Source organism: Pseudochelatococcus sp. B33 (genome assembly GCF_053570585.1).
In genome coordinates this window covers 1-16318 of the sequence record NZ_JBSEFH010000009.1, presented here as the reverse complement: position 1 = coordinate 16318, position 16318 = coordinate 1, and the positions used below count along the sequence as shown (strand labels likewise).

General features: G+C 64.8%; 28 protein-coding genes. All 28 read right to left on the bottom strand.

Annotation, left to right across the window (positions count from 1 at the left end; translation table 11 throughout):
* Positions 1-112 precede the first annotated feature (112 nt).
* The 28 genes from ACUSIJ_RS11485 to rpsJ all read right to left on the bottom strand — a co-directional run bounded on the left by ACUSIJ_RS11485 (position 113) and on the right by rpsJ (position 16246).
* Positions 113-1561, bottom strand: coding sequence for a Do family serine endopeptidase (locus ACUSIJ_RS11485; RefSeq protein WP_449308527.1), 1449 nt, complete (start codon positions 1559-1561; stop codon positions 113-115).
* 185 nt (positions 1562-1746) lie between these two features.
* Positions 1747-2163 carry a 50S ribosomal protein L17 gene (gene rplQ, locus ACUSIJ_RS11480; RefSeq protein ID WP_449308526.1) on the bottom strand — a complete coding sequence of 139 codons (417 nt, stop codon included), beginning with the start codon at positions 2161-2163 and terminating at the stop codon, positions 1747-1749.
* Positions 2164-2312: 149 nt separating this feature from the next.
* Complete coding sequence (locus tag ACUSIJ_RS11475; RefSeq protein WP_449308525.1) at positions 2313-3329, bottom strand: DNA-directed RNA polymerase subunit alpha; 1017 nt, start codon at positions 3327-3329, stop codon at positions 2313-2315.
* Between the two features lie 114 nt (positions 3330-3443).
* A complete protein-coding gene (gene rpsK / locus ACUSIJ_RS11470; protein ID WP_449308524.1) occupies positions 3444-3833 on the bottom strand; it encodes a 30S ribosomal protein S11 in 390 nt (129 codons plus the stop codon).
* Between the two features lie 136 nt (positions 3834-3969).
* Positions 3970-4338, bottom strand: a complete 369-nt coding sequence (rpsM, locus tag ACUSIJ_RS11465) for a 30S ribosomal protein S13 (protein ID WP_449308523.1) — start codon at positions 4336-4338, stop codon at positions 3970-3972.
* 171 nt (positions 4339-4509) lie between these two features.
* On the bottom strand, positions 4510-5106 hold the full coding sequence (locus tag ACUSIJ_RS11460; protein ID WP_449308699.1) for an adenylate kinase: 597 nt from the start codon (positions 5104-5106) through the stop codon (positions 4510-4512).
* On the bottom strand, positions 5106-6443 hold the full coding sequence (gene secY, locus ACUSIJ_RS11455; protein ID WP_449308522.1) for a preprotein translocase subunit SecY: 1338 nt from the start codon (positions 6441-6443) through the stop codon (positions 5106-5108). The genes ACUSIJ_RS11460 and secY overlap by 1 nt, the downstream gene beginning before the upstream one ends.
* Before the next feature lie 129 nt (positions 6444-6572).
* Positions 6573-7052: a 50S ribosomal protein L15 gene (gene rplO, locus ACUSIJ_RS11450; protein ID WP_449308521.1), complete on the bottom strand. Its 480-nt coding sequence runs from the start codon at positions 7050-7052 to the stop codon at positions 6573-6575.
* Between the two features lie 10 nt (positions 7053-7062).
* The gene (gene rpmD / locus ACUSIJ_RS11445; protein ID WP_449308520.1) at positions 7063-7296 is read right to left on the bottom strand and encodes a 50S ribosomal protein L30; all 234 of its coding nucleotides are present in this window, start codon (positions 7294-7296) and stop codon (positions 7063-7065) included.
* A 13-nt stretch (positions 7297-7309) separates the two neighbouring features.
* On the bottom strand, positions 7310-7879 hold the full coding sequence (gene rpsE / locus ACUSIJ_RS11440; RefSeq protein WP_449308519.1) for a 30S ribosomal protein S5: 570 nt from the start codon (positions 7877-7879) through the stop codon (positions 7310-7312).
* 80 nt (positions 7880-7959) lie between these two features.
* Complete coding sequence (gene rplR, locus ACUSIJ_RS11435; RefSeq protein WP_449308518.1) at positions 7960-8322, bottom strand: 50S ribosomal protein L18; 363 nt, start codon at positions 8320-8322, stop codon at positions 7960-7962.
* A gap of 12 nt (positions 8323-8334) precedes the next feature.
* The gene (gene rplF / locus ACUSIJ_RS11430) at positions 8335-8868 is read right to left on the bottom strand and encodes a 50S ribosomal protein L6 (RefSeq protein ID WP_449308517.1); all 534 of its coding nucleotides are present in this window, start codon (positions 8866-8868) and stop codon (positions 8335-8337) included.
* 61 nt (positions 8869-8929) lie between these two features.
* Positions 8930-9328 carry a 30S ribosomal protein S8 gene (gene rpsH, locus ACUSIJ_RS11425; protein ID WP_449308516.1) on the bottom strand — a complete coding sequence of 133 codons (399 nt, stop codon included), beginning with the start codon at positions 9326-9328 and terminating at the stop codon, positions 8930-8932.
* Positions 9329-9341: 13 nt separating this feature from the next.
* Entirely contained in the window at positions 9342-9647 is a 306-nt protein-coding gene (gene rpsN / locus ACUSIJ_RS11420) for a 30S ribosomal protein S14 (RefSeq protein WP_449308515.1), read from the bottom strand.
* A gap of 40 nt (positions 9648-9687) precedes the next feature.
* The gene (gene rplE, locus ACUSIJ_RS11415; protein ID WP_449308514.1) at positions 9688-10263 is read right to left on the bottom strand and encodes a 50S ribosomal protein L5; all 576 of its coding nucleotides are present in this window, start codon (positions 10261-10263) and stop codon (positions 9688-9690) included.
* Entirely contained in the window at positions 10256-10573 is a 318-nt protein-coding gene (rplX, locus tag ACUSIJ_RS11410) for a 50S ribosomal protein L24 (protein WP_449308513.1), read from the bottom strand. Before rplX ends, rplE begins: the two co-directional genes overlap by 8 nt.
* Positions 10573-10941 (bottom strand): 50S ribosomal protein L14, encoded by a 369-nt coding sequence (gene rplN, locus ACUSIJ_RS11405; RefSeq protein WP_449308512.1) that lies wholly within the window; start codon positions 10939-10941, stop codon positions 10573-10575. Before rplN ends, rplX begins: the two co-directional genes overlap by 1 nt.
* Before the next feature lie 129 nt (positions 10942-11070).
* Positions 11071-11322, bottom strand: a complete 252-nt coding sequence (gene rpsQ, locus ACUSIJ_RS11400) for a 30S ribosomal protein S17 (RefSeq protein WP_449308511.1) — start codon at positions 11320-11322, stop codon at positions 11071-11073.
* A 10-nt stretch (positions 11323-11332) separates the two neighbouring features.
* Positions 11333-11548 (bottom strand): 50S ribosomal protein L29, encoded by a 216-nt coding sequence (gene rpmC, locus ACUSIJ_RS11395; protein WP_449308510.1) that lies wholly within the window; start codon positions 11546-11548, stop codon positions 11333-11335.
* A gap of 11 nt (positions 11549-11559) precedes the next feature.
* On the bottom strand, positions 11560-11973 hold the full coding sequence (gene rplP, locus ACUSIJ_RS11390) for a 50S ribosomal protein L16 (RefSeq protein WP_449308509.1): 414 nt from the start codon (positions 11971-11973) through the stop codon (positions 11560-11562).
* Between the two features lie 18 nt (positions 11974-11991).
* Positions 11992-12711 (bottom strand): 30S ribosomal protein S3, encoded by a 720-nt coding sequence (gene rpsC / locus ACUSIJ_RS11385; protein ID WP_449308508.1) that lies wholly within the window; start codon positions 12709-12711, stop codon positions 11992-11994.
* 10 nt (positions 12712-12721) lie between these two features.
* Positions 12722-13102 (bottom strand): 50S ribosomal protein L22, encoded by a 381-nt coding sequence (gene rplV / locus ACUSIJ_RS11380; RefSeq protein ID WP_449308507.1) that lies wholly within the window; start codon positions 13100-13102, stop codon positions 12722-12724.
* Positions 13103-13105: 3 nt separating this feature from the next.
* A complete protein-coding gene (rpsS, locus tag ACUSIJ_RS11375; RefSeq protein ID WP_166949841.1) occupies positions 13106-13384 on the bottom strand; it encodes a 30S ribosomal protein S19 in 279 nt (92 codons plus the stop codon).
* A 10-nt stretch (positions 13385-13394) separates the two neighbouring features.
* Positions 13395-14234, bottom strand: coding sequence for a 50S ribosomal protein L2 (rplB, locus tag ACUSIJ_RS11370; protein WP_449308506.1), 840 nt, complete (start codon positions 14232-14234; stop codon positions 13395-13397).
* A gap of 21 nt (positions 14235-14255) precedes the next feature.
* Positions 14256-14552, bottom strand: a complete 297-nt coding sequence (locus ACUSIJ_RS11365; RefSeq protein WP_449308505.1) for a 50S ribosomal protein L23 — start codon at positions 14550-14552, stop codon at positions 14256-14258.
* Complete coding sequence (rplD, locus tag ACUSIJ_RS11360; protein WP_449308504.1) at positions 14549-15169, bottom strand: 50S ribosomal protein L4; 621 nt, start codon at positions 15167-15169, stop codon at positions 14549-14551. Before rplD ends, ACUSIJ_RS11365 begins: the two co-directional genes overlap by 4 nt.
* A complete protein-coding gene (gene rplC, locus ACUSIJ_RS11355) occupies positions 15166-15885 on the bottom strand; it encodes a 50S ribosomal protein L3 (protein WP_449308503.1) in 720 nt (239 codons plus the stop codon). The genes rplD and rplC overlap by 4 nt, the downstream gene beginning before the upstream one ends.
* 49 nt (positions 15886-15934) lie before the next feature.
* Positions 15935-16246: a 30S ribosomal protein S10 gene (gene rpsJ / locus ACUSIJ_RS11350; protein WP_449308698.1), complete on the bottom strand. Its 312-nt coding sequence runs from the start codon at positions 16244-16246 to the stop codon at positions 15935-15937.
* Between the last annotated feature and the right edge of the window lie 72 nt (positions 16247-16318).

Here is a 16318-nt window from a genome sequence, read left to right as displayed (position 1 = left end):
CCTCACCGCCCCCAGAAAGAAGAACACGCACCACGTTAGAGCGCTTTCCGATCAAATGGAATCAGCGTTTCTGTGAAACGATGACATGATCCAAACGCCGGTCGGGCGGCGATCAACCGGAGAGCTCGGTGCGCAGGACACGCCCCTGCCGGTTGAGCACGATGCGCCAGTAGCGCGGCGCTATGCGCCATGCGGCGTCGAAATCGCGCGTGCTGACGATCTTGCGGTCGTTGATCGACAGCAGGATATCTCCGGCGCGAAAGCCGTAGCGGGCCGAGGCGCCGGGGTCGAGAATCACCACGCCGCTGTCGGCATGGGCGATCGCCAGCTCCTCGGCGACGGCGGGTGACAGATTGACCACCGTCGCCCCGACGAACGGCGACAGCGGCCTGTCGCCGGCTGTCACCGGATCGCGCGCCGGGCGCTCGGGCGCGGGCTGGAGAGGCAGCGTCAGGATCAGCGTCTCGCCAGCGCGCAGCACCGACAGCGCGACCTGCCCCTCGAGCGGGCGCGAGGAGAAATGGTAGCCGAAGCCATCCGGGTCATCGACAGACCGGCCCGCGACGGCGGTGATGACGTCGCCGGGCCTGAGTCCGGCCGCACTCGCCGGGCTGTCCTCCACCACCGAGGCGACGAGCGCGCCGAGCGGCCGCTGCAGTCCGAGGCCGTGGGCGATATCCTGGCTGACCGTCTGCAGGCGCGCGCCCAGCCACGGCCGGCGCACCACGCGGCCACCCGAACGGGCGGACTCGAGCACGAGCCGCACCGTTGCCGACGGCACGGCGAAGCCGATGCCGTGGCTGCCGCCCGAACGGGTGAAGATCGCCGTGTTGATGCCGACGACATCGCCGTTGAGGTCGACCAGCGGACCGCCCGAATTGCCCGGATTGATGGCGGCGTCGGTCTGGATGAACGACTGGAAGTCGCTGATGCCGACCTGCGTGCGCGCCAGCGCCGAAACGATGCCCTGCGTCACCGTCTGGCCGACGCCGAAGGGGTTGCCGAGCGCGATGACGAAGTCACCGACCTCGAGTGCGTCCGAATCGCCGAGCCGTGCCGCCGGAAACGGGCCGTCGCCCTCGATCTTGAGAACGGCGAGGTCCGAACGCTCGTCGCTGAGCACGATCTCGGCCTCGTATTCGCGCCGATCGGACAGCGACACCTTCACCTCGGTCATGCCGGCGATGACGTGATGATTGGTGATGACGAGGCCGGACGGATCGACGACCACGCCGGAACCGGCCGAACGCTGCACGCGGTCGCGCGGCACGCCGAAGCCGCCCTCGCCGAAGAACCGCTGGAAGAACGGGTCGTCCAGAAACGGATGCGCGCGGCGCTGCTCCACCCGCGCGCCGTAGACGTTGACCACGGAGGGCACGATCTCGCGCACCACCGGCGCGAGCGACAGCAGCACGTCCGCCCGCGCGCCGGGCACCACCCGCTCGCGCGCCGCGTCCGCCATCTCGGCCTGTGCCGTGGACAACGGCAAGCCGCCGGCCGCAACGGCCACCACCGCCAACGCCCCGGTGAGCCGGCGCAGGCACCATCGATTCATGCTCATACGCAACATTCCCCCACGATCCAGGCGGAAGAGTGGCTATATCTAATGAACGCGCAGCGGCGCGACAACCGATCGGCGCGAAAGGCGATCATGCGAAAGATGACGCCTTTGCCTCGCCCCCGAAGCAAACGGGCGGCCCAGAGGCCGCCCGTCTCGCATTGCCTATCCACTGTGGAGCCGGAAGCTCACGCCTCTGCGTCGGCCTCGACCTGCACGGGGCCGGAGTCCTGTCCCTTGGCGTTGATGTCGCGGTCGACGAACTCGATCACGCCGATCGGCGCGTTGTCGCCGTAGCGGAAGCCGGCCTTCAGAACGCGCGTGTAACCGCCGTTGCGCTCCTTGTAGCGCGGGCCGAGCACGTCGAAGAGCTTGCGCACCAGCACGGGGTCGCGGAGCTGTGCGATGGCCTGGCGGCGGGCGTGCAGATCGCCGCGCTTGCCGAGCGTCACCAGCTTCTCGACAACGGGACGCAGGTCCTTCGCCTTGGGGAGCGTGGTGATGATCTGCTCATGCTTGATGAGCGCCGCAGCGAGATTGGCGAACATCGCCTTGCGGTGCGCGGACGAACGATTGAAACGGCGGTGGGCGAAACCATGACGCATGGCGAACTCCTTTTCTTGGGCAGCCGCCGTGCCACGGTACGGCTGCCACTTTCTGTATTTCTTGATATATCAAAAAGTTAGAGCGCCATGCTCGAGCAAAAGCTGAGCATGGCGACGTGCGCCGGGGCAAGGCCCGGCGCTTCGGCGGCTCAGTAGTGCTCCTCGAAGCGCTTGGCGAGCTCTTCGATGTTCTCCGGCGGCCAGCCGGTCACTTCCATGCCCAGGTGCAGGCCCATGGAAGCCAGCACTTCCTTGATCTCGTTGAGCGACTTGCGGCCGAAGTTCGGCGTGCGCAGCATCTCCGCCTCGGTCTTCTGGATGAGATCGCCGATGTAGACGATGTTGTCGTTCTTGAGGCAGTTGGCCGAACGCACCGACAGCTCCAGCTCGTCGACCTTCTTGAGCAGCGCCGGGTTGAAGGGCAGCTGCGGCGTGGACACGGCCGCTTCCTCGCGGCGCGGCTCCTCGAAGTTGACGAACACGGCGAGCTGATCCTGCAGGATACGGGCCGCATAGGCCACGGCATCGTCGGGAGCGATGGAGCCGTTCGTCTCGACGACGAGCGTCAGCTTGTCATAGTCGAGGATCTGTCCTTCGCGCGTGTTTTCAACGCGGTAGGAGACCTTCTTCACAGGGCTGTAGAGGCTGTCCACGGCGATGAGGCCGATGGGCGCGTCCTCCGGGCGGTTGCGCTCGGACGGCACGTAGCCCTTGCCGGTGTTGACCGTGAACTCGATGCGGATTTCCGCGCCGTCGTCCAGCGTCAGCAGCACCAGTTCCGGATTGAGGATCTGGATATCGCCCACCGTCGCGATGTCGCCGGCGGTGACCACGCCCGGCCCCTGCTTGCGTAGCGTCAGGCGCTTGGGGCCCTCGCCCTGCATCTTGATGGCGATGGCCTTGATGTTGAGGATGATGTCGGTGACATCTTCCCGCACGCCCGGAATGGACGAGAATTCGTGCAACACGCCGTCGATATGGACCGCCTGCACCGCCGCGCCCTGCAGCGACGACAGCAGCACCCGGCGAAGGGCATTCCCCAGCGTCAAACCGAAACCGCGCTCGAGTGGCTCGGCAACGATCGTCGCAATGCGACGCGGATCATCGCCGGGCGTCACCTGAAGCTTGCTGGGCTTGATGAGTTCCTGCCAGTTTTTCTGGATCACGACCGCACCTCTCGGAGTGCTCGACCGCGGCGGGCGGGACGAAGAAACCGCGCCAACGGACCAAAAGGCCGCACGGCACCAGTGCCGCGCGGCGGGGACATCAGACAAAGACGATCAGACACGGCGACGCTTGCGCGGGCGGCATCCGTTGTGCGGAATGGGGGTCACGTCGCGGATCGACGTCACGGTGAAACCCGCAGCCTGCAACGCGCGCAGCGCCGATTCGCGGCCGGAGCCGGGCCCCGTCACCTCGACCTCGATGGTGCGCATGCCGTGATCAGCCGCCTTGCGCGCCGCATCCTCGGCCGCGACCTGCGCCGCGTAGGGCGTCGATTTGCGCGAGCCCTTGAAACCCATCGCACCCGCCGAAGACCACGAAATCGTGTTGCCCTGGGCGTCGGTAATGGTCACCATCGTGTTGTTGAACGATGCGTTGACATGGGCGACGCCCGAGACGATGTTCTTGCGTTCGCGGCGGCGAATGCGGGTTGCTTCTTTTGCCATTGTTTTCCGGATCCTTCAGGCGCGCCCGTCATTCCAGGCGCTCGGGATGATTGTCGAAACCGACGATTGTTGAAACGAAAGACGCCGCCGCAGCAGAAGAGCCACGGCGACGGCGTGGCAGCATCGCTGCCCGGTCTTACTTCTTCTTGCCGGCGATCGGCTTCGCCTTGCCCTTGCGGGTGCGGGCGTTGGTGTGGGTGCGCTGGCCGCGAACCGGCAGGTTGCGGCGATGACGCAGGCCGCGATAGCAGCCGAGGTCCATCAGGCGCTTGATGTTGATCGACACCTCACGGCGCAGATCGCCCTCCACCACGTAATCGCGGTCGATGGTCTCGCGGATCTGCAGGACTTCCGCATCGGTCAGTTCGTTGACCCGACGCTCGGCCGGGATGCTGACCTTCTCGATGATTTCCTGGGCCTTCTTGGCACCGATTCCGTGAATGTACTGCAGCGCGATGACCACGCGCTTGCCAGTCGGAATATTGACACCTGCTATACGAGCCACGCTCAACTCCATATATGCCCATGCGGGCGGACAATGTATGCCCGAAAAGGGCGGATACAGGACGCGCGTCCGGTGGAGCCCGGCCCCTGCGCGCCGAAAGCCAGATGGCACGACCGATCAATCCCGGTCGTGGCCAACCGATTCAAGGGAAGACGTCCCTGTAGGCGATTTTTAAACGTTCGTCAAGACCGACGATAGCGCTTTCTCGATGGATTCGCTCACGGCGTCGATCGGCTGCTGACCGTCGATTTCCACCAGCAGGCCGCGCTCCTTGTAATAGGGGGCGACGACGGCCGTATCGCGCGCGTAGGACGCGAGCCTCGCCTTGAACACCTCCGGATCGTCGTCCTTGCGTACTTCCTCGCCGCGCGCCCGCGCCTCCTCGGCCCGGTTGATGATGCGGTCGACGAGCTTTTCATGGTCGACCTTCAGCTCCAGCGCCAGATCGACCTTCTGCCCCTTGGCCTCGAGCGCGGCGTCGAGCGCCTGCGCCTGGGCGACGGTGCGCGGGAAACCGTCGAGAATGAAGCCGTTATGCGCATCCGGCTCCTTGATGCGGTCGACGATGATGCCGACGACGATGTCGTCGGAGACGAGCTGTCCGGCCTCCATGACGACCTTGGCCTTGAGGCCGACCGGCGTACCCGCCGCGACGGCGGCGCGCAGCATGTCCCCGGTGGAGAGCTGCGGAATGCCGTACTTGTCGACGAGCCTCTTGGCCTGCGTACCCTTGCCCGCGCCGGGCGGCCCCAGAAATACCAGTCTCATCATCGTCTTCTTGCCCCCTTCAATCTAGATTTCTTGACCAGCCCTTCGTACTGGTGGGCCATGAGATGCCCATGAACCTGCGCAACCGTGTCCATGGTGACGGTCACCACGATCAGCAATGACGTGCCGCCGAAATAGAACGGAAGGGACGCATAGGATATCAGCACTTCCGGTAGCAGGCAGATCAGCGCAATATAGGCCGCGCCGACCGTCGTAACGCGAGTCAGCACATAGTCGATATACTCCGCGGTGCGCTCGCCGGGGCGAATGCCGGGAATGAACCCGCCGTGCTTCTTCAGGTTGTCCGCCGTCTCGGTCGGATTGAACACGATCGCCGTGTAGAAGAAGGCGAAGAACACGATCAGCGCCACATAGAGCAGCATGTAGGCGGGCCGTCCGTGCGCCAGGTAGGACGCCAGCGTGCCGAGCACGCCGGTGTCGCCGCCCGCCTGGGAGAAACTGGCGATGGTGGTCGGCAGCAGCAGCAGCGACGAGGCGAAGATCGGCGGAATGACGCCCGCCGTGTTGAGCTTCAGCGGCAGGAACGAGGTCTGCCCCTCATAGAGCCGGTTGCCGACCTGGCGCTTGGGATAGTTGATCAGCAGCCGGCGCTGTGCCCGCTCCATGTAAACGATGAAGGCGATGACCAGGATCGCCATCAGGATCACGCCGAGAATGATGCCGGTCGACAGCGCGCCCTGGCGCCCGAGTTCCAGCGTGCCGCCGATGGCGCTCGGCAGTTCCGCCACGATACCGGCGAAGATGATGAGCGAGATGCCGTTGCCGATGCCGCGCGAGGTGATCTGCTCGCCGAGCCACATCAGGAACATGGTGCCGCCCACCAGCGTGATCACCGTCGAAATGCGGAAGAACAGCCCCGGATCGAGAACGATGCCGCCCGAACTCTCCAGACCGAAGGCGATACCCCACGCCTGGAAGATCGCCAGCACGACGGTGAGATACCGCGTGTACTGGTTGATGATCTTGCGGCCGGCCTCGCCCTCCTTCTTCAGCGTCTCGAGCGACGGCACGACGCTCGTCAGCAGCTGGATGATGATCGAGGCCGAAATATACGGCATGATGTTCAGCGCGAAGATCGCCATACGGCTGACGGCGCCGCCCGAGAACATGTTGAACAGCCCGAGCACGCCGCCCTGGGTCTGCTGGAAGATGTCCGCAACCGCCTGCGGATTGATGCCCGGCAGCGGAATGTAGGTGCCCAGGCGATAGACGATCAGCGCGCCGAGCGTGAACCAGATCCGCTTCTTGAGCTCCTCGGCCTTGGAAAAGGCGCCGAAATTGAGATTAGCCGCAAGCTGTTCCGCTGCCGAAGCCATGGGTATCAGATCCTTATGCGTGTCGCGTGCCCGGATACGCGATCACCACCCGGGCCATTACACAACAATGGCGACGGCCAGAGATTTCTCTCCGCGTCGCCACTGCCTGCACCTCATATAAGGGCGTACTTACGCTTCCGCTACCTTCGGCGCGAGCACAGTCAGCGATCCGCCGGCCTTCTCGATGGCGGCGATGGCGGACTTCGATGCACCCGCGACCGAAAACGCCACCTTCGTCTTCAGCTCGCCGACACCCAGGATGCGCACGCCGTCGCGCGGCTTGGACAGGATGCCCGCCGCCACAAGCACCTCGTTGGTGATGGGCTGCGAGGCGTCGAGCTTGCCCGCGTCGATGGCTTCCTGAATGCGGCCGAGATTGATCTCGTTGAAGTCCTTGGCGAAGATATTGTTGAAGCCGCGCTTGGGCAGGCGGCGATGGATGGGCATCTGGCCACCCTCGAAGCCCTTGATCGCCACGCCGGCGCGGGACTTCTGGCCCTTGACGCCGCGGCCGCCCGTCTTGCCCTTGCCCGAGCCGATGCCGCGACCCACGCGGGTGCGGGCCTTGACGGCGCCCGGATTGTCCGAAATTTCGTTCAGCTTGACCATTGCGCCCTCCTCACTTGCCGGCTTCGGAAGGCTTGTCACCTTGGGAAGCGTCCGAAACGACGCGCACGAGGTGCTTGACCTTCTCGATCATGCCACGCACCGCCGGCGTATCTTCCAGCTCGGAGCGACGGCGGATCTTGTTGAGCCCGAGGCCGATCAGCGTCTGACGCTGGTAGGCGGGACGGCGGATGGGGCTGCCGATCTGTTCGACGATCAGCGTCTTGGCGGTGTTCTTGTCAGCCATGGTTCACCCCTCCTCACGCCTCGGTGCCGAGCGTTTCGCCCTCGACCGCGTCACGTCGACGCGACTGCAGGGTCGAGACCTTGAGGCCGCGGCGCGCGGCGACCGCACGCGGGCTGTCCTCGCGCTTCAGCGCATCAAAGGTCGCACGAACGAGGTTGTAGGGGTTGGACGAGCCGATCGACTTCGCGACGACGTCCGCGACGCCCAGCGTCTCGAACACGGCGCGCATCGGGCCGCCGGCGATGATGCCGGTGCCGGGAGGTGCTGCGCGCAGGATCACCTTGCCGGCGCCCCAGCGGCCGGCCACGTCGTGATGCAGCGTGCGGCCTTCCTTCAGCGGCACGCGCACGAGCGCGCGCTTTGCCGCGTCCGTCGCCTTGCGGATGGCTTCCGGCACTTCGCGCGCCTTGCCGTGGCCGAAGCCGACCCGGCCCTTCTGGTCGCCGATGACGACGAGGGCCGCGAAGCCGAAGCGACGGCCGCCCTTCACCACCTTGGCGACGCGGTTGATGTGAACCAGCTTGTCCGTGAATTCGCTGTCGCGCTCTTCACGGTCGCGCTGCTGATGACGCTCTCTTGCCATGTCAATCTCACTGACGCGGGGCGGCGGCCCCCGCTCGCATGTTCAAACCATCCGCCGTAACCTGACGGCCCGAAAGCCGGTCAGAAGTTCAGTCCACCCTCACGCGCCGCATCGGCCAGAGCCTTGATGCGACCGTGGTAGATGAACGCGCCGCGGTCGAACACGACGTCCTTGACGCCGGCCGCAATCGCGCGCTCGGCAATCAGCTTGCCGACGACCTTCGCCGCCTCGATGTCGGCGCCGGTCTTGAGCTGCCCACGCAGATCCTTCTCCAGCGTCGACGCGTGGGCCAGCGTGCGGCCCTCGGCATCGTCGATGATCTGGGCGTAGATCTGCTTCGAGGAACGGTGAACGGACAGGCGCACCCGCCCGTTGGCCGCCGCACGGAGTGCGCGACGGACCCGGGCCTTGCGGCGATCCGTGGAACTGAGCTTTTCAGCCATCGCTGCGCATCCTTACTTCTTCTTGCCTTCCTTGCGGAAGATGAACTCGTCGGCGTATTTCACGCCCTTGCCCTTGTAGGGCTCGGGGCGACGGTAATCGCGGATCTTGGCGGCCGTCTGGCCGACGACCTGCGCGTTGATGCCGCTGATGACGATCTCGGTCGGCTTCGGCGTGGCGATCAGGATGCCGGCCGGGATCTCGAAATCGACGTCATGGCTGAAACCGAGCGACAGCTTGAGGATCTTGCCCTGTACCGCCGCCTTGTAACCCACGCCGTTGATCTCGAGCTTCTTCTCGAAGCCCTGCGACACGCCCTGCACCAGATTCGCGACCTGCGAGCGGGACGTCCCCCACAGCGACCGCGCCTTCTTGGTATCGTCGCGCGGATCGACCTTGATCGCGCCGTCCTTCAGCTCGACGCTGACCTCGTCCGGAACGACGAACGACAGCTCGCCCTTCGGACCCTTGACCTTGACAGCCTGACCGGTAACGGTGGCCGTCACACCTGCCGGAACGGAAACCGGCTTCTTTCCAATACGAGACATAATGGCCTCCCGTGCTCTCAATCAAATGCCCTGGTGACGTCCAGGATCGCCGGGGCGATCCTCAGAACACCTCGAGGAGCACTTCACCGCCCACGTTGATCTCCCGCGCCGTGTGGTCGGCCATGACGCCCTTCGGCGTGGAGAGAATGACAACACCGAGACCATCAGCGACGCGGGGAAGCTTGTCGACCGAGGCGTACACACGCCGGCCTGGCTTCGACACACGCTGGATGGAGCGAATCACGGGCTCGCCGTCGAAATACTTCAGCTCGACCTCGAACTCGGTGCGGCCGTTGCCATACTCGGTCGTGGTGAAGCCGCGGATATAGCCCTCGTCCTTGAGCACTTCGAGCACGCGCGCACGCAGCTTGGAGCCGGGCGTGGTGAGCTTGCCGCGGCGGCGCAGCTGCGCGTTGCGGATGCGGGTGAGCAGATCGCCAAGCGGATCGTTGATCGCCATGTTCCGGACCTCCTTACCAGCTCGACTTCACAAGACCGGGGATCTGGCCCTGGGAACCCAGTTCACGCAGCGCGATACGCGACAGGCGCAGCTTGCGGTAGTAGGCGCGCGGGCGGCCCGTGACCTCGCAACGGTTGCGGACGCGCGTCGGGCTGGAATTGCGGGGCAACTCGGCGAGCTTGAGGCGCGCTTCGAAACGCTCCTCGATCGGCAGCTCCTCGTTGTTCGCAATCGCAAGCAGCGCCTCGCGCTTGGCAGCGTAACGCTTGACCAGCGCGATGCGGCGCTTGTTCTTCTCGATTGAACTCTTCTTAGCCATGTATGTTATCTCCGGTGTCCGCGTATGAGGGCCCCAGCCCTCACTGCCGGAACGGGAAGTTGAAGTGCTTCAGCAGCGCGCGGGCCTCGTCGTCCGTCTTCGCTGTCGTCACCACGATGATATCCATGCCCCACGGCTGATCGACCTTGTCGTAGTCGATCTCCGGGAACACGAGATGCTCCTTGAGGCCCAGCGCGAAATTGCCGCGCCCGTCGAACGACTTGGCGTTGAGGCCGCGGAAGTCGCGCACGCGCGGCAGCGCGATGGTGACCAGGCGGTCAAGGAACTCGTACATGCGCGTCTTGCGCAGCGTCACCTTGGCGCCGATCGGCATGTTCTCGCGCAGCTTGAACGTCGCGATGGCCTTGCGCGCCCGGGTGATGACCGGCTTCTGGCCGGCGATGAGCCCGAGATCTCCCGCCGCCACCGACGCCTTCTTGGAATCGTTGACCGACTCGCCGACGCCCATGTTGATGACGACCTTCTCGATCGCCGGGACCTGCAGCGGGTTCTTGTAACCGAATTCCTCGATCAGCTTGGCGCGCACGACCTCGTCGTAGTGCTTGCGCAGCCGCGGCACATAGTTCGTGCCCAGCTCAGTGGTTGCCTCAGACATCGATCACATCCCCCGAACGCTTGGCAAAGCGAACCTTGCGCCCGTCTTCCAGAATCCTGAACCCGACCCGGGTCGGCTTGCCGTCCTTCGGATCGGCCACCGCCAGGTTCGACAGATGCAGCGGCGCCTCCTTGGAGATGATGCCGCCCTCGCTCGTCGCCGACTGGCGCGTGTGACGCTTGACGATATTCACGCCGCGCACCACAGCGCGCTGCTCGCCGGGGTTGACGCTGAGAACCTCGCCCGAACGGCCCTTGTCACGGCCGGCAAGCACGACGACCTTGTCGCCCTTCTTGATCTTAGCGGCCATCACAACACCTCGGGAGCAAGCGAAATGATCTTCATGTGGTTCTTGGCGCGCAATTCGCGCGGAACCGGGCCGAAAATACGCGTGCCGACCGGCTCCTTCTGATTGTTGATCAGAACGGCGGCATTGTTGTCGAACCGGATCACCGAACCGTCGGGGCGGCGGATGTCCTTCGCCGTGCGCACGACGACGGCCTTCAGCACGTCGCCCTTCTTCACGCGGCCACGCGGAATGGCTTCCTTCACGGACACGACGATGATATCGCCGACGCCGGCATACTTGCGCTTCGCGCCACCAAGCACCTTGATGCACATGACACGACGCGCGCCGGAGTTGTCGGCAACGTCGAGATTAGTCTGCATCTGGATCATGGCACAGATCCTTTCTCTGTCTCAGACGGTTTCCGCGGATTGTCTACCCTTGCGGACTACGCCTGACGGGGATCTTGCAGTCCCCTAGCCTCTATGGATGAGTTTACGCTTGCAACTTACGCTTGCGATCTACACTTGCCCGCCGCTCTGCGTGTCCTGCAGAACGACCCAGGATTTCAGACGCGACAGCGGACGGGTCTCCTCGATCCACACCGTGTCGCCGACCTTGAACTGGTTCGCCTCGTCATGGGCGTGGTAGTTCTTGGTGCGGCGAACGGTCTTCTTGAGCAGCGGATGGGTGAAGCGGCGCTCCACCTTCACCACGACCGTCTTGTCCTGCTTGTCGCTGACGACAACGCCCTGCAAAATACGTTTCGGCATTATCGACTCCTCAAGCCTTGCCGGCGGCCGCGAGCTTCGCCCGCTGGAACGTCTTCACCCGTGCGATGTCGCGACGGACTTCCTTCACACGACCCGTGTTCTCGAGCTGGCCGGTGGCGCGCTGGAAACGCAGGTTGAACTGCTCCTTCTTGAGCTTCAAGAGCTCGTCCTGGAGCTGGTCCGCCGACAACGCCTTGATGTCGGAGAGCCTCTGCTTCGATGTCATGTCGCCCTCCCTCACTCGGCGATACGCTGGATGAACCGCGTCTTGACCGGCAGCTTGGCGGCGCCGAGGCGAAGCGCCTCGCGGGCGATCTCCTCGTTGACGCCGGCCAGCTCGAACATCACCCGGCCCGGCTTCACACGGCACGCCCAGTAGTCGGGCGAGCCCTTACCTTTACCCATGCGCACTTCCGCCGGCTTGTCCGAAACCGGAACGTCCGGGAAAATGCGGATCCACACGCGGCCCTGACGCTTCATCTGGCGCGTGATGGCACGGCGGGCGGCCTCGATCTGGCGCGCCGTCACCCGCTCGGGTTCCAGCGCCTTGAGGCCAAACTCACCAAAGTTCAATTCAGTCCCACCCTTGGCCTCGCCGTGGATGCGACCCTTGAACTGCTTACGAAACTTCGTCCTCTTGGGCTGAAGCATTTATCCCACTCCCGCTCCTCAAGCCGCAGAATCACGACGACCGTGGCCGTGGGAGCGCTGTCCGCTGCTGCCCTCGTCCGCCAGTCGCTTGTCCTGAGCCAACGGATCGTGCTCCAGGATCTCGCCCTTGAAGATCCAGACCTTGATTCCACACGTGCCGTATGTCGTGAAGGCCGTGGCTGTACCATAATCGATGTCCGCGCGCAAGGTGTGCAGCGGCACGCGGCCCTCGCGATACCACTCGATGCGCGCGATCTCCGCGCCGCCGAGACGACCCGAGCAATTGATACGGATGCCTTCCGCGCCCAGACGGATCGCGGACTGCACCGCGCGCTTCATGGCGCGACGAAATGCCACACGCCGCTCGAGCTGCTGCGCGATCGAGTCGGCAACAAGCGTCGCATCGGTCTCGGGCTTGCGCACCTCGACGATGTTGATGCTCACTTCCGCCTTGGTCAGCTTCGAGACCGTCTGGCGCAGCTTCTCGATGTCGGCGCCCTTCTTGCCGATGACCACACCCGGACGCGCCGAGTAGATCGTCACCCGCGCCTTGCGGTGCGGACGCTCGATGACAATGCGTGATACCGCCGCCTGCTTGAGCTGCTTCAGGAGCGCCTTGCGGATGGTGATATCCTCGTGCAGCAGCTTGCCGTACTCGGCCTTGGCTGCGAACCAGCGGGAATCCCACGTCCGGTTGATACCGAGACGCAGGCCGACCGGATTGACCTTCTGACCCATCGTCTCCTCCTCAGGCCTCAGATGCCACTTCGCGCACCACAATGGTGAGGTGCGAGAACGGCTTTTCGATCCGCGCGCCGCGACCGCGGGCGCGCGCGTGGAAGCGCTTCATCACGAGACCCTTGCCCACGAACGCCTCGGCGACCACGAGATCGTCGATATCGAGCTCATGGTTGTTCTCGGCATTGGCGATGGCGCTCTCGAGCGTCTTGCGGACGTCGATCGCGATGCGCTTGCGGCTGAACTGCAGATCGGCGAGCGCACGATCGACCTTCTTGCCGCGAATGAGCTGCGCAACCAGATTGAGCTTCTGGGGCGAGACGCGCAGGTTGCGCGCCACGGCCTTTGCCTCGTTGTCCTTCAGCGCGCGGGGAGCAGATGCCTTACCCATGGCTTATCTCCTCTTCGCTTTCTTGTCGGCCGCGTGCCCGTGGAAGGTGCGCGTCGGCGAGAACTCGCCGAACTTGTGACCGACCATCTCCTCGCTGACCGCGACCGGAATGTGCTTCTGACCGTTGTAAACGCCAAACGTCAGCCCAACGAAGTGAGGCAGGATCGTGGAGCGGCGGCTCCAGATCTTGATCACCTCGGAACGGCCGGACGCGCGCGCGGCCTCGGCCTTCTTGAGGACATAGCCGTCAACGAACGGACCTTTCCAAGTAGAACGTGCCATTGCGCGCCCCTTACCTCTTCTTCTTCGCGTGGCGGCTGGACACGATGAAAGCGTCCGTCCGCTTGTTGGAACGGGTCTTCTTGCCCTTGGTCGGCTTGCCCCATGGCGTGACCGGGTGACGACCACCGGACGTGCGGCCCTCACCACCACCGTGCGGGTGGTCGATCGGGTTCATGGTCACGCCGCGGTTGTGCGGACGGCGGCCGAGCCAGCGCGAGCGGCCCGCCTTGCCCTTGTTCGTGTTCATGTGGTCAGGGTTCGACACCGCACCGACGGTGGCGAAGCACTGGCCGTGAACGAGACGCTGCTCGCCGGAGTTCAGGCGCAGGATCACGTAGCCCTGGTCGCGTCCGACGATCTGCGCATAGGCGCCGGCGGAGCGCGCGATGGCGCCGCCCTTGCCGATCTTCAGCTCGATGTTGTGCACGATCGTGCCGACCGGGATGCTCGCCAGCGGCAGCGCATTGCCCGGCTTGATGTCGGCCTCTTCGCCCGACGTCACCGAATCGCCGGCGCTCAGGCGCTGCGGCGCCAGGATGTAGGACTTGCCGCCATCCGGGAACGCCAGCAGGGCGATGAACGCGCTGCGGTTGGGATCGTACTCGATCCGCTCGACGGTCGCGACCTCGCCAAGACGCTCGCGGCGCCTGAAGTCGACGATGCGGTACGAGCGCTTGTGGCCACCGCCGCGGAAGCGCACGGTTACGCGTCCGTTGTTGTTGCGCCCGCCCTTGCGGGTCAGGCCCTCGGTCAGCGCCTTCTCAGGCGCGCCGCGGTGCAGCCCCGTCCGGTCGACGATCACCAGCTGGCGCTGGCTCGGCGTAACCGGTTTGAAGTGCTTCAAAGCCATCGGTTCACTCCCTTACCAGCTTCACAAGCCTGTCGTCACATCGATGCTATGACCCTCGGCAAGGGTCACAACAGCTTTCTTGACGTCCGACCGCTGACCGAGCGCGCCGCGGAAGCGCTTCGTCTTGCCCTTGGTCACGAGCGTGTTCACGCTCTCGACCTTGACATCGAACAGCTTCTCGACCGCCGTCTTGATCTGCGGCTTGGTCGCCGTCCTGGCGACCTTGAAAACGACCTTGTTGTGTTCCGAAAGGGTGGTTGCCTTTTCGGTAATCACCGGGCCGACGATCACATCGTAGTGGCGCGGATCCTGACTCATTTGAAGCGCGCCTCCAACGCGTCCACGGCGGCCTTCGTCAGAACGAGCGTGTCCCGCCGCAGGATGTCATAGACATTGATGCCCTGCACCGGCAGGACGTCGACATTCGGAATGTTGCGGGCCGCGAGACCGAAGTTCGCATCGATCTCGTTGCCGCCGATCACCAGCGCGTTCGACAGGCCGAGCTTGCCGAACTGGTCCCTGAGCGCCTTCGTCTTCGGCTCGGCCGCGCGGGCGTCGTCGAGGACGATCAGCGTCTGCGCCCTGGCCTTGGCCGAAAGGGCGTGCTTGAGCGCGAGCTGACGCACCTTCTTGGGCAGGTCGTGCTCGTGGCTGCGCACCACCGGGCCGAAGGCCTTGCCGCCGCCGCGGTACTGCGGCGCGCGGGCGGAACCGTGGCGGGCGCCACCGGTGCCCTTCTGGCGATAGATCTTCTTGCCCGTGCGGGCGATCTCCGAGCGGCCGAGCGACTTGTGCGTGCCCGCCTGCCGCTTGGCAAGCTGCCAGCGGACATAGCGCTGGATCAGGTCGAGCCGCGGTTCGAGGCCGAAGATCGCATCATCGAGCTCGATCGCGCCGGCATCGCCGCCGTCGAGGGTTTTAATATCGAGCTTCATTCCGCGCTCTCCTGCACTTCAGCCGCCGCCGCATCAGCGCCGCGCTCGCGGAAGCTGCCCGGAAGCGGGGCTTCCTTGGGGAGCGCGCGCTTGACCGCGTCGCGAACCGTGATCCAGCCGCCGGCGACGCCGGGCACCGCACCTTCCACGAGGATGAGGCCGCGCTCGACATCCGTCTGCACCACGCGCAGGTTCTGCGTGGTCACGCGCTCGGTGCCGAGGTGACCGGGCATCTTCTTGTTCTTGAACGTCTTGCCGGGGTCCTGACGGCCACCGGTCGAACCGATCGAGCGATGCGAGATCGACACGCCGTGCGTGGCGCGCAGACCGCCGAAGTTCCACCGCTTCATGCCGCCGGCGAAGCCCTTGCCGGTGCTCACGCCCGTCACGTCCACGAACTGGCCGGGGACGAAGTGATCGACGGTGATCTCGGCGCCGACCGGAATCTCCTGACCCGGATCGACGCGGAACTCCGCAAGCTTCTGCTTGGGCTCGACCTGGGCCGCCGCATAGCGGCCGCGCTCGGCCTTCGAGACGTTCTTGACCTTGGCCACGCCGACGCCGACCTGCAGCGCCGTGTAGCCGTTCTTCTCCACGGTCCTGTGCGCGACAACCTGGCAGTTGTCGACCTTGAGAACCGTCACCGGGATATGCTCGCCCGTATCCGTGAAGATACGAGTCATCCCGACCTTTTTTGCGATGACGCCGGAGCGCATGAGCATATCCTCCAGGGCGTTCCTGGCTCTGACCTTCCCCGAGGGGAGGTCAGAGCCTGATTTCCACGTCAACACCGGCAGCCAGATCGAGCTTCATCAGCGCGTCGACCGTCTGCGGTGTGGGTTCAACGATGTCGAGAACGCGCAGGTGAGTGCGCATCTCGAACTGCTCGCGCGACTTCTTGTCGATGTGCGGCGAACGGTTCACGGTAAATTTCTTGATACGCGTCGGCAGCGGGATCGGGCCCCGCACCTTCGCACCCGTCCGCTTCGCGGTCGACACGATCTCGAGCGTGGACGCATCCAGCACGCGATGGTCGAACGCCTTAAGGCGGATGCGGATATTCTGACCCTTCGTCATAACAGCAACCTCAGGCCGATCCCGGCTTAGCGGTGTCCGGCTCTCGACCGGACACCCGAAAAATGAATTCAA